The following is a 12,284-nucleotide window of genomic DNA, read 5'->3' as shown; positions in this document are numbered from 1 at the left end:
CGCCGTCAGAGCTGCATCGTGTCGCTGTCGCAGTTCGCCCGCACGTGCTGGGTGGCCGCCAGCACGGCGGGGTGGTTGTCGCCCAGCACGGCGCGCAGGGCCTGCACGGTCTTGTTGTGCAGCAGGGCGGCGTCGTCGTCCTCGCCCAGCGCCGTCAGGTCCAGCGACAGGTTGAGCGCGACGGCCAGGGTCGACGGGTGGTCGGGTCCCAGCACCCGCTCCGACCGCGCCCGGGTCTCCTCGTCCAGCGCCCTCGCCGAGGCGAAGTCGCCCTTCGCGGCCAGGTCGCTGGCCAGGTTGGTCGCCGCGAGCAGGGTCGTCGGGTGGTCGGCCCCGAACACGTCGAGCAGCGCGGTGTGCGTCTGCCGGTCGAGGTCCAGCGCCTCGTCCAGCTCGCCGCGCAGGCGCAGCGTGACGGCCAGGTTGAGCGCCGCGACGAGGGTGAACAGGTGGTTCGGCACCATGAGCGCCTGGAAGCGCTCGTGGCTGCCGCGCGCCAGCCTCAGCGACTCGTCCAGGTCGCCCAGGTGGCGCAGGTCGGTGGAGACGTTCATCTCGGCGGTGACGGTGTCGACGTGGTCCTCGCCGTGCCGGCGGCGGTAGCGCGCCAGGCAGTCGTCGGAGTACTCCTTGGCCCGCTCGTGCAGGCCCGCCTTGCGCAGCGCCACCGACAGGTTCCGGGTCGCGCCGATGGACTGGGGGTTGTCCGGGCCCGCGACCTCCAGCAGGTAGTTGAGGCTGTCCTCCTGCTGCTTGGCCGCGTCCAGGTACTGGCCGCACTCGCGCAGGTCCATGCAGTAGGCGTTGCGGGAGCCGAAGGTCTGGAGGTGGTTCGCGCCCAGCACGGCCGTGCGCCGCCGCAGGATCGCCTGGTCCAGGTCCCGCGCCTGCTCGTACTGGCCCATGAGCCGGTAGCAGCCGGACAGGTTGAAGCCGTAGTTCAGCGTCTCCGGGTCGTCGTCGCCGAGGATCGTGCCCGCGCGCTCGTAGACCTCCTGCTGGAGCCGCAGCTCCTCGGCGAACCGGCCCTCGTTGCGGTGGTCGGCCGCGACGGTGTCCAGGATGCCGAGGTACTGCTCGTCGTCCTCGCCGACGACCTCGCGGACCAGTTCGAGGGTGCGCTCGTTGAGCGCGCGGGCCTCGCCCGCGAAACCGAGCCGGCGCAGCGCGATCGCGTACCGCCGGCTGATCTCCAGGGTGTCCCGGTCGCGTTCGCCCAGCGCCTCGGTCCAGAACTCGCGGGCTTGACCGGCCAGGTCACGTGCGGCACCGAAATCGCCTGTGCGGAGCAGGTAGCGGACCAGGTTGATGACCAGTACCCGGACCCATTTGTCCTTGCTCTCCACCGCGCGCGACACGAGGGCGTGCGGGAGTAGTTCGGCGTAGCGGGGCCAGTTGGCGGCGGCGTCCGGGTCACCCGGGTCGCCGTTGACCAGCAGCACGTGCACTGCGTGCCTCATCTCGTCTTGCTCGGATTGGTTCAACTTGTTCTTCAGCACCGTCTGCACCAATCGGTGCAACTGGAGCGCGTTGTTGCGGTGGTCGATCTTCGCCAGGCTGTACCGGGTGATCTCCTTGACCGCGCGACTGATTTTGATGGGGTCGCCGAACGCCTGGGCGAGCGCATCGGGGACCGGCACGTCCCGGGCACCCCGGAACAGCTTCTGGGAAATCGGCTCCGGGCCGAAGAACGCGCACACCTGGAGCAGTTGGAGGGCCGCCGGCTGCTCGGCCTCCAATTTGTTCAGCGGCACGTTCCAGGCCGCCGCCACGGGGAGCTGGTCGGTCGCCAGCGGGTCCGCTTCCAGCAGTTCGGTGCGGTTCTGCTCCAGCAGGTCGAGGTACTCCGAGACCTGCATACCGGTCTGCGCGCGCCAAGCCGCCGCCTGCTCGACCGCCAGCGGCAGGTCGCCCAGCGCCTCGGCCAGCGCGTCGGCCTCGGCGTCCTCTATCCCGCCGCCGCGCCTGCGCAGCAGCTCGATGCTCTCCCGGCGGGTGAACAGGTCGACCTCGACCGGGCGGGCGAACCCCTCCCACGCGGAGTTCCGGGAGGTGACGACGATGTGACCGGCTCCGGCCGGGAAGAACTGGCGCACGTCCTGCGGCCGGTCGGCGTTGTCGAACACCAGGATCCAGCGCTGGTGCGGCACGCCCTTGCGCAGCGCCTCCCGGACCGCCGGCACCGCCGCCTCGGTGGTGCCCGACCCGGCCACGCCGAGCTTCTTCGCCAGTTCCACGAAGCTGTTCCGGATCTGTGCCGGGTGTTCGGCCGGAATCCACCACACGACGTCGTACTCGGCGGAATGCCGGTACAGGTACTCGATTACCGTCTGCGATTTGCCCACGCCGCCGAGACCGTGCAGCGCTTCCGGGAGAACCGCCGTCGTGCCCGACTCGCTCAACCGCAGCCGGAGATCCTCCAGCAGTTGTTCCCGACCGACGAATATGGGGTTCCGCAACGGGATCTGTCCCCACACCTGGGGTTGGAGCGCGGCCGGGCGGTGCTCGGGTACCACGTCGGTCTGGATGCCGGGAGCGGTCACTGTCTCTTCTCCTCCGGGCGGCTCCACAGTCTCGTTGACTGGTGACTGCGGCTCGGTTATAGTCAACTCGTCGTTCTCCCGATTCACCGTTGTTCCGACCTGCCGACCTCCATTCGGGGCTGCCGGGGTGGTTAATCCCAGCGCTTCGCGAATGCGTTTCGACCTGGGCAGGTACGGGCCCGAGAGGGCGCGCAGAACGGCCTCCTGGACCCGGAGGAACGGTGTGGAACCGGGCGTGGCCTCCGGTGCTTCGGCAGTCGGGTCGTCCACCGCCGCGCGGTAGGTGCGCAGGGCGGGGATGGTGGAACCGGCGTAGTCGTCCAGGACCCGCGCCACCCGTGCCGTGGTGCTGCGCCGGCCGATGGCCAGCAGTTCGCTGCGGACGTCCGCGTGGAAGTCGTAGGCGACCGAGGTCGGGCCGCCCCCGTCGCCGGGCAGCTTGGTCAGCAGGCCGCCGAGCATCACCTCGGCGAGCACCGACAGGTCGGCCCCGGGCAGCAGGACGCGCTGGACGAGCGTCATCAGGCGGGGCGCGAGCGGCGTGGCGGCGAGCAGGCCCGCCAGCTCCACCGCGTCGGTCGAGGCGTAGGACCGGAACCGGCGGACCCGCTGGGCGGCCGTGACCGGCTCGTCGTCGGGCAGCTCCGAGGGCGGTATCCCGGCCTGCGGCCCGACCAGCGCGGTCGTCGTCTCCACCCACTCGGCGCCGGGCGAGGTCAGCAGCCGCGCCCAGCCCGACATCCAGCTCTCGGCGAGGGCGAGCACGGGCACCGGGATCACGTCCGCGTCGGTCTTGCCCGCCACCCGCAGCGCCCGGTTCGGGCAGCCGGGCCTGGGCGCGGACAGCCTCATCCGCCGCGTGGGCAGGCCGCCGAGCGGCCACAGGCGCTGGTTCAGCGTCTGGACCACGGCCACCGGGGCGCGGCTGCCGCACTCGTGCAGCACGTGGCCGACCGCGCCGGAGTGCCAGCCCTCGGCGATGGTGTCGGTCAGCACCAGGACGATCCGGTTGCCGGTGGGCTCCAGGAGGTGCCGCCAGTGGTGCCGGGCACCGCCCTCGCTGCGCAGCACCAGCCGCTCGGGGTCGGCGTGGGCCGAGTCGAGCCGGTAGGTGCGGACGTTGCGGAACGCGCCCTGGTGGTCGAGCAGGGCGCGGAACTCGGTGACGGTCGGCTCCCAGATGTCCGGCGCGACCACGGTGTCCACCACGAGGGCGACCTCGAAGCGGTGCCACGGCGCGGGCCGGCACTCGGGGATCCACAGCGACTCCCGCGCGGCCCGCACGGCGGTCTTCTCCTCGTCCACGACCACCCGCCACGGCGACGAGGACCGGCTGCGCGCGAGCGGCCGGAGGGCGCGGCTGATGCCGTGCCGGTCGGGCAGCCCGGGGACGGTCGGCCAGGCGGAGGCCGCCGTCGGGGCGGTGGCGGAGCGGTCGGGGAGCGGTTCGGCGGGCGGCAACGACAGGGGACCGCGTGCCCAGTCCCGCGTGGCGCGCGGCTCGGTGGCGGACTCCGTGGCTCCCGGGTCGGCGGGATCGGGTTCCGTGGCAGCCTCCTCAGAACGCGGTGGCTGTTCCTGGGTCGCCGGGTCCGGTTCCGCGTCCGGGGCGGTGAGGGGGTCGTCGGGTGGGACCGGACGCGGTGGGCGGTCGGCGGGCTCGACCAACCTGGCGGCCAGCCAGACGGCGTCCCGGACCTCGTGGAGGCTGAGGTCCGAGGCGCTCGAACGCTTCTCCCGGCCCTTGGTCGACTCCCAATGTTGGAGCAGGACGAGATCGACCGCGGCCCTTTCACGCGGTTGGGTCATCCGTGCTCCGCCGAAAGGGGATGCCAGAGCTTGAGGACCAGGTTCGCCCACTCACCGTCCGGCTCGTAGTTACCCGATGTGGTCAACCGGATCGCCATGTTGACCGCGTTGAGCAACTGGTCCGCCGCGAGTGGGCCGGCCTCGGCCGCCCGCCGCTGGAACTCGTCGATGAACTGGTACACGTCCAGGTCGTGGTCCTGGCCGAAGTGCGAGGCCACCATCGCGGCGAGCCGCTCCCGGTCGGGCGCTTCGAGCTTGAGCGTCAGGCAGCGCCGCATGAAGGCCGACGGGAACTCGCGCTCGCCGTTGCTGGTGATGATCACGACCGGGAACTCCCGGCACCGCACCCGGCCCTCGCGCACCGTCGCCGGGTGGCCGGTGTCGGAGGTCAGCACGGTCACCTCGGACTGGGTCCGGGCGAACCGGACCAGTTCCGGGATCTCGTACTCGCCCTCCTCGAAGACGTTGAGCAGGTCGTTGGGCAGGTCGATGTCGCCCTTGTCCAGCTCGTCGATCAGCAGCACCCTCGGCAGGTCGGCCGGGAGCAGGGCGGTGCCCAGCGGGCCGAGGTGCACGTAGTCGCCGATGTCGGGGGTCTCGCCCCGGGTGTTGGACGCCTGCACGCGGGCGATCGCGTCGTACAGGTAGAGGCCGTCCTGGAGCACCGTCCGGCTGGTGATCGGCCAGCGCAGCACCGGGCCGAGGCCCAGCTCGCGGGCGATGAGGTAGGCGAGCGCCGACTTGCCGGTGCCCGGGTCGCCGGTGATCAGCAGCGGCCGGCGCAGGTACAGGCAGGAGTTGACCATCTCGACCTCGTGCGGGGCCGGCGTGCGCGGCACGCCGGGCACCCGGCCGACCTTGCGCGCGCCCTCGCCGCCGTCGTCGGCCGGCCGGGTGGCGTCGCCCGCCCCGTCGAACCGCCGCCACGGCGGCGGCTCGGGCAGCGCGGCGATCGGGCGCGACGCGACCTCGCCCGTGCCCCGGTAGAGCCACCAGCGGCTCACCCGACCGCCACCTCCTCGGGCGGTGCGGCCCGGTGCGGCAGCACCCGGCGCATCGGGTCGTCGTAGAGCACCGACAGCTCGCCGCACGGGTGTGCGACGTGCCGCTCGCCGAACGCCGTCGCCCGCGCGCGGCGCACCCGTTCCAGGAAGGGGTGCTCGTCGTCCTCGTCGTGCAGCAGGTACTCGACGGCCCGGACCAGGTTCTTGTCCGGGCCGCACTTGCGGTGCCACAGGATCAGGGGCACGCCCGCCTTGACCGCCGAGGTGATCTCGTCCTGCGGCTCGGGGTCGTCCTTGGGCGGTCCGCTGAGCAGCAGGGCGACCACCTCGTGCCGGCGGCTGAGCATGGACCGCAGCTCGCGCACGCCGTCCTGGCTCGCGTCCTGGGCGCGCACGCACCCGTCGCGGTCCACCGGCCGGCATGTGCGGGCCTGGCCCGCCAGCGCGCGCCAGCGCTTGCGCCACACCCGCAGGTACTTGTCGTCGGAGTTGCGCTCCAGGCTGCGCACCACGACCTGGTAACGGCTGCCGAGCGGTTCCGGCACGGTCTCGTCGTTGTCGGCCGGCCACTGGTCGACCGCGAGGTTGATGTTGTCCCGGTCCAGGGCGAACTCCACCCTGATGTCGGGTTCGAACGCCGCCCAGTCGCGCTCGGCCTGCTCGACCAGCTCGGCGACGTGGGCCTGGATGGCCTCCAGCGAGCCCACCCGGTCGGTGCCGACCCTCGGCGACCACTGGGGCGTGACGCCGAGGTGCCTGGCCGGCGTGAGGCGGTAGAGGTCGCCGGACGGGCCCTCGCCGCGCAGCGCCATCAGCAGGTACGCGACCGTGCCGGGGCGCGGGGGCCAGTCGTCCGGCGGGTCGACCCGCAGGTTCTCCCGCAGCGCCGCGACCTCGGCCGCGATCTCCCGCTTGGCGGCCTGCTCGTCCACCCAGAGCCTCAGCTCGATCCCCAGGTCCTTGCGCACCTTCACCGCGACGTGCTCGATGAACACGATCGGGCGCGGTATGCCGTCCGGGCGTGAATTCAGGTTCTCCAGGACGGCGAAGACCTCGACGTAGGTGGTGGCCCTGCCGAGACCGGAAGCGGCGTCGCCGGCGACCGCGCGGTAGATCTCCGCGATGTCGGGCACAACGATTCCGCCGAGCAACTTCAACAACCTCGTCAGATCGTCCGGTTCGAACAGGTCGAGGGTGTGCATCATGCCAATGTGCCGACGGAGGTCCTGCATCGGCCTGGACGACTCGTCCTCCATCATCTCCAGTATCCGCAGAAGTGCGCCCCACCGCTTGGGACGTTCGGTGCAGTGCTCCGCGAGGTGGGAAAGGTGCACCACGGCGTTGGGGTGGTCGGATATCGTGAGCGGTTCTCGCAATTCGTCGGCGAGCAGGCGGGTCACCGACGACCTGGTCGTGGGATCGGCCAGCGAGGGCAGCTTGACCAGGGCCGTGACGAGGGGGAGGAGAACACCTCTTTCCACCGCGTCGTCACTCGTACGGATCATCCGACGGCCCCCTGTTCGCGTCCTCAACCCTCTACAGTCTGACAAACCTTCGTCCGTACGAGTGTCTTGTTTTCATCAAATCGCGTTACTGCGCAGCGCGTTTCACGCTGAAGTCCAACCCTGAATGGCAATGCGAACCCTCCTCATCTGAACAGTGTCTCCCTCGACCCTGCCCAGCGCTGTGCGGAGGTGGGTGAAACCGCCTTCGAACTTCTGGCACGTCAGTGCGAGACCGACGACGAAAGCCCTGGTCCTGCTGTTGCGCGGGACATCACCGGCGATCGTGGCCGGCAGCAGTTCGAGCACCGTTTCCCGGCTGTGGTGATCGCGCAGGGCGGGCACGGCCTCCAGCGCGTCGAGCAGTTCGTCGAGCAGGTCCGGCCGCTCGGTCGGCGGGTGCGGCGGGCGCAGCGGGGCCGTGGCGCGCTCCCGGGCGTCCGGCTGCGCGGCTTCGGGGAACCGGAGCGGCGAGAACTCCGAGGGCGGCTGCGGAGGCGCGGACGCCTGGGGCGGCACGGACGGGGCGGCCGGCTCCCCGGGCCCGGGCGGCCGGGGCGAGCCGGCGGGCGACCGGATCCAGGCCGTCTCCTCCATGCCCTTCACCAGCACCACGACCCTGCGGTACCGCTCGGGCTCGGTCGCCGGGTCGTGGTGCACGGCGTTGCGGTAGAACACGTCCGACACCATGATCGTCACCGGCTCGCCCGAGACCCGGTGGGCCGCGCGCAACTCGGCCGAGTCGAGTAATCGGCACACCACCGCGACGGCGGTGCCGACCTGGCCGTTGGGGACCTTGCGCACCGGCCCCTCGTGCAGCGCGAGGCGGAGCCTCATCCGCGCCTCGGTCGCCGAGACCTCGTTGTGCCGCCGCACGGCCGCCGTGATGCGCGAGGGCAGCAGGTCGATCAGCCGGCTGCCCGACACCTCGGCCGGGATGAGCACGAGCATCCCGTCGCCGGTGTTCTCGACCAGGCAGGAGTCCCAGGCGATGGCGATGTCGTCGAGGGCCTGCCGCACGGCGGCGAACAAGCCCCGGTGCATGACGCGGCGGTGCTCGTCGGTGCGGGCCGGATCGGTCCAGCGCTCGATGTCGAGCGCGAGGATCGTGTGGTGCAGGGGCGGGCTGTCCACTGACAAGGGCGATCACCCCGATCCGACGGGTGTGCCAGGGCAAGGGCCAGGGCACCAGCCACGGTAACCACCGCGACCCCTGCAGTGCAGAACCCGAAAGGGCGAAGATGGGCCGCAGTCGCGGGCGCACCCGGCACCCCGCCGCCGGAAGCACCCGCAACTGCCCCGAACCGCGCACCGGACCCGCAGACGTGCGGATCGCCCGCCGCCGTGAGGTGGTAGGGAAGCGCCTCCCGGAGGCGGTCACCCTTCGAGCAACTCCCGCACCGGACCGGCCCCGGGGTCGAGGTCGGTTGGTCAGTGGCAGACCTCGGTACGACCCCGCGATTCGCACTGCGTCCCCGGCTCGTCGGTGATCCGCCGGTCGTGAGCGCATCCGGTCGGAGCGCGACGCGTTGTTCGGCGAAGTCGGCATCGGGTGTGGCCAGTGAGCTGCGCCAGGTGTGCCACGCGGAGGGCGAGCGCGGTCCTGCCGACCCCGGCAACCCGCCCGACGCCCACACCGCGCCCGGCGAACCGGGGCGCAGGGCCGTCACCAGGTCGTGCAGCTCTCGTTCCCGGCCCCCGAAGACGGGCTGCGGCGGGATGCCCGCGACGGCGTCCGGGCGGACCGACAACGGAACGACAGCGCTCCGGTGACGATGTTCTTCCGCCGGCCCCCGTCCCCCCGGCCGGCTTCGCCCGCCACCACATCCGCCCTTCCCGGAGGGGTCGATCACCCGACTGCCGCCATTCCCGGCCGACGGCGTTCTTTCCACGACGGGGTGCAGACCGTCCGGTGGGGGACGCATCACGCCACTTCGAGCAAGCAGACGCGAAAGCTCACTTCGTGTGGCTGTCCGGTCCGGCACCCTCTCCCACGGCTTTCGATGAGCAGACAGCTCCCTGATGCGCTCGCGGCGAACTTGGAGTTGGGCCTGTCTTCAGAGCTCCACTGGCTGCCGAGCCCAGCCTCGGGTGCTGAAGGTGGCTGCGGCGCGGTAGGCGTGGATGCCTGCGGCCGGGTAGTCGATGAGCCGGTCGGGCAGGTCGTCGAGGCGGAACCAGCGGACCGCAGAGCACTTCTCGGGTTCCCGGTTGGTCGGTGTGCCGGTCCACTGGCGAGCTTCGAAGAAGAGACCGAGGCGGGGTTCGGGGCCCGAGCCCTCGACGTGGAGGGTGTGGACCAGGCGCAGGTCGGTGGGATCGAGGTGGACGCCGACTTCCTCTTCGGCCTCCCGGACGGCAGCGTCGAGGACCGACTCCCCCGCGTCGAGCTTGCCGGAAGGCAGGTGCCACAGGCCGTCGAAGACGGGATTGGTGTCGCGACGACGGGTGAGCAGAACCTCGTCGTCGCGGACGAGGAGGACGTGGACATCGATCAGGTGACGGTCGGCCATGGGTCCTCAGCAGCTGCCCACGCGGTTCAAGACCTGGCGCAGCTTACGCGGAGTGTGATCTGTCGGGCGTACTGGCTGTCAGGTGGATTGCCGGCGATGTCGCCGGACAGTGCGTTGCGCGTGCCCTCCACACCGGCAGTGTGGAGGGCACGCGGGCAGCGGCCGAGTGGGTTACAGGTCCAGGCCGGTGAGGACCAGGACGTGTTCTTCGGTCAGGTCGTTCATCGCCGAGAGCACCCCCTCGCGCCCGGTGCCGGACTCCTTCACGCCGCCGTAGGGCATCTGGTCCGCGCGGAAGCTCGGGACGTCGCCGACGATCACGCCGCCGACCTCCAGGCGCTTCGACGCCTTGAACGCCAGCCGCACGTCGTTGGTGAACAGGCCCGCCTGGAGGCCGAACCGCGAGTCGTTGACCTTGTCGAACGCCTCCTCGACCGACTCGACCCTGGTCAGCACGACCACCGGGCCGAAGACCTCCTCGTCGACCACCTTGCAGTCCGCGGGCACGTCCGCCAGCACGGTCGGCGCGTACACCGCGCCCTCGCGCGTCCCGCCGGTGAGCAGCGTCGCGCCTGCCGCGACGGCCTCGTCCACCCAGCTCTCCACGCGCGCGGCGGCGGCCTCGTTGATCAGCGGGCCGACGTCGGTGGCCGGGTCCTGGGGCGCTCCGGTGCCGAGCTTGCGCACGTGGGCCACGACCGCGTCGGCCACCTCGTCGTACACGTCGGCGTGCAGGTACACCCGCTGCACCGAGATGCACGACTGACCGCCCTGGTACATGGCGAAGGTGGCGATCCGCTGCGCCGCCCAGTCCAGGTCCGCCCAGTCGGGGCAGACCACGGCCGCCGCGTTGCCGCCCAGCTCCAGCACGACGTGCTTGCGCGGCACGCGGTCGAGGATGCCGTAGCCGACCGGGCCGGAGCCGGTGAACGACACGACCGGCAGGCGCGGGTCGGCGACCAGGTCGGCGGCGACCTCGTTGGGCACCGGGACGACCGACCACGAGCCGGCGGGCAGGTCGGTCTCGGCCAGGATCGAGCCGAGCAGCAGCGCGACCAGCGGGGTGGCGGGCGCGGGCTTGAGCACGATCGGCGCCCCGACCGCGATGGCGGGCGCGACCTTGTGCGCCACCAGGTTCAGCGGGAAGTTGAACGGCGCGATGCCCAGCACCACCCCGCGCGGGGACCGGCGGACCAGCGCCAGCCTGCCCGACGCCGCCGGGTCGGTGTCCAGCCGCTGGAGCTCGCCGGAGAACCGGCGGGCCTCCTCGGCGGCCCAGCGGAACGTGGAGACCGCGCGGGCCACCTCCATCCGGGACCACTTGACCGGCTTGCCGGACTCGGCGGTGATCAGCGCGGCCACCTCCTCGGCGCGCTCGGCCAGCCGGCGGGACACGTGGTCCAGCGCGGCGGCGCGGGCGTGCGCGGGCAGCGAGGCGAACTCCTCGGCCACGTCGGACGCGGCGGCCACGGCCCGTTCCACGTCCTGCGCCGTCGCGTTCGACGTGGTCCCGGCGAGCGCGCCGTCGTACGGGCTGCGCACCTCCAGCACGTCCTCGCTGGAGGTGGCCTGCCCGGCGACCCAGTACGGGGTGTTCATCGTCCGACTCCTTCGACAATCGCCTGTTCCAGCACCGCCACGCCCTCGTCCAGCACCCCGTCGGGGATCACCAGCGGCGGCAGGAGGCGGATGACGTTCCCGTGCGTCCCGCAGGTCAGCACGACCACACCGGCCGCGTGGCACGCCGAGGCCACCCGGCCGGCGACCTCGGGGGTGCGGTCGGCGAACTCGACGGCCAGCATCGCGCCGCGCCCGCGCACGTCGCCGTGCCCGCCCACGGCGGCGCGCAGCCGGGGCAGCACGGCGGCCTCGATGCGCCGGGCGGCGGCGTTGAGGTCGAGTTCGACCATGGTGTCGATCGCGCCGAGCGCCGCCGCGCAAGCCACCGGGTTGCCCCCGTAGGTGCCGCCGAGACCGCCTGCGTGCACCGAGTCGAGCACGTCCGCGCGGCCCGTCACGGCGGCCAGCGGCAGCCCGCCGGCGATGCCCTTGGCGGTGGTCACCAGGTCCGGCACGACGCCCTGGTGCTCGGCGGCGAACCACGCCCCGGTGCGGCAGAAGCCGGTCTGGATCTCGTCGGCCACGAGCAGCGCGCCGCGCGCCCGGCACCAGTCGGCGAGCGCGGCGAGGAACCCGGGGGCGGGCTCGATGAACCCGCCTTCGCCCTGGATCGGCTCGATCACCACGCACGCCGGGATCCCGACCTGCTTCTCGATCACGTCGACCGCCCGCGCGGCGGCTTCGGGACCGGTGAGCCCGTCGCGGTACGGGTACGACATCGGCGCGCGGTACACCTCGGGCGCGAACGGCCCGAACCCGTGCTTGTAAGGCATGTTCTTGGCGGTCAACGCCATCGTGAGGTTCGTGCGCCCGTGGTAGGCGTGGTCGAACACGACGACCGGCGCGCGCCCGGTGGCGTGGCGGGCGATCTTCACCGCGTTCTCCACCGCCTCCGCGCCGGAGTTGAACAGCACCGAGCGCTTCTCGTGCGTGCCGGGCGTCAAGGCGTTGAGCCGCTCGCACACCTCCACATAGCCCTCGTAGGGCGTGACCATGAAGCACGTGTGGCTGAACCGGTCGATCTGCTCGTGCACGGCCGCCGCCACGCGCGGGGCGGGGTTGCCGACGCCGGTCACCGCGATGCCCGACGCCAGGTCGACGAGCCGGTTGCCGTCCACGTCGACCAGCAGCCCGTCCTCGGCGCGCTCGACGTACACGGGCAGCGTGGAGCCGACCCCGGCCGCGACGGCACCCCGGCGCCGGGCGGCGAGCGCCAGCGACCGGGGGCCGGGGATCGGGGTGCGCAGTCGGGTCACCGGTCCAGCATCCGTCCCCGGGGCCGAACCGGCCAGA

At 72.1% G+C, this 12,284-nt stretch carries 7 protein-coding genes; all 7 read right to left on the bottom strand.

Annotation, left to right across the window (positions count from 1 at the left end; all coding sequences use genetic code 11):
• Positions 1-5: 5 nt before the first annotated feature.
• The 7 genes from fxsT to gabT all read right to left on the bottom strand — a co-directional run bounded on the left by fxsT (position 6) and on the right by gabT (position 12,247).
• The gene (gene fxsT / locus AB0I60_RS33615) at positions 6-4,352 is read right to left on the bottom strand and encodes an FxSxx-COOH system tetratricopeptide repeat protein (protein WP_360737224.1); all 4,347 of its coding nucleotides are present in this window, start codon (positions 4,350-4,352) and stop codon (positions 6-8) included.
• Positions 4,349-5,356 (bottom strand): MoxR family ATPase, encoded by a 1,008-nt coding sequence (locus tag AB0I60_RS33610; RefSeq protein WP_360737222.1) that lies wholly within the window; start codon positions 5,354-5,356, stop codon positions 4,349-4,351. The genes fxsT and AB0I60_RS33610 overlap by 4 nt, the downstream gene beginning before the upstream one ends.
• A complete protein-coding gene (locus AB0I60_RS33605) occupies positions 5,353-6,861 on the bottom strand; it encodes a hypothetical protein (protein WP_360737219.1) in 1,509 nt (502 codons plus the stop codon). The genes AB0I60_RS33610 and AB0I60_RS33605 overlap by 4 nt, the downstream gene beginning before the upstream one ends.
• Before the next feature lie 102 nt (positions 6,862-6,963).
• Complete coding sequence (locus tag AB0I60_RS33600) at positions 6,964-7,992, bottom strand: hypothetical protein (protein WP_360737335.1); 1,029 nt, start codon at positions 7,990-7,992, stop codon at positions 6,964-6,966.
• A gap of 923 nt (positions 7,993-8,915) precedes the next feature.
• Positions 8,916-9,371: an NUDIX domain-containing protein gene (locus tag AB0I60_RS33595; protein ID WP_360737216.1), complete on the bottom strand. Its 456-nt coding sequence runs from the start codon at positions 9,369-9,371 to the stop codon at positions 8,916-8,918.
• A 171-nt stretch (positions 9,372-9,542) separates the two neighbouring features.
• A complete protein-coding gene (locus tag AB0I60_RS33590) occupies positions 9,543-10,970 on the bottom strand; it encodes an aldehyde dehydrogenase family protein (RefSeq protein ID WP_360737214.1) in 1,428 nt (475 codons plus the stop codon).
• A complete protein-coding gene (gene gabT / locus AB0I60_RS33585) occupies positions 10,967-12,247 on the bottom strand; it encodes a 4-aminobutyrate--2-oxoglutarate transaminase (protein WP_360737212.1) in 1,281 nt (426 codons plus the stop codon). The genes AB0I60_RS33590 and gabT overlap by 4 nt, the downstream gene beginning before the upstream one ends.
• Between the last annotated feature and the right edge of the window lie 37 nt (positions 12,248-12,284).

The organism is Actinosynnema sp. NPDC050436 (assembly GCF_040655415.1).
GTDB lineage: Bacteria > Actinomycetota > Actinomycetes > Mycobacteriales > Pseudonocardiaceae > Actinosynnema.
This window is presented reverse-complemented; position numbering and strand designations above follow the sequence as displayed.

What these genes read in the sequence shown, in the direction of transcription:
- fxsT (WP_360737224.1), bottom strand. Translation starts at nt 4,352, where the DNA reads ATGACCCAACCGCGTGAAAGGGCCGCGGTCGATCTCGTCCTGCTCCAA.
- AB0I60_RS33605 (WP_360737219.1), bottom strand. Translation starts at nt 6,861, where the DNA reads ATGATCCGTACGAGTGACGACGCGGTGGAAAGAGGTGTTCTCCTCCCC.
- AB0I60_RS33595 (WP_360737216.1), bottom strand. Translation starts at nt 9,371, where the DNA reads ATGGCCGACCGTCACCTGATCGATGTCCACGTCCTCCTCGTCCGCGAC.
- AB0I60_RS33590 (WP_360737214.1), bottom strand. Translation starts at nt 10,970, where the DNA reads ATGAACACCCCGTACTGGGTCGCCGGGCAGGCCACCTCCAGCGAGGAC.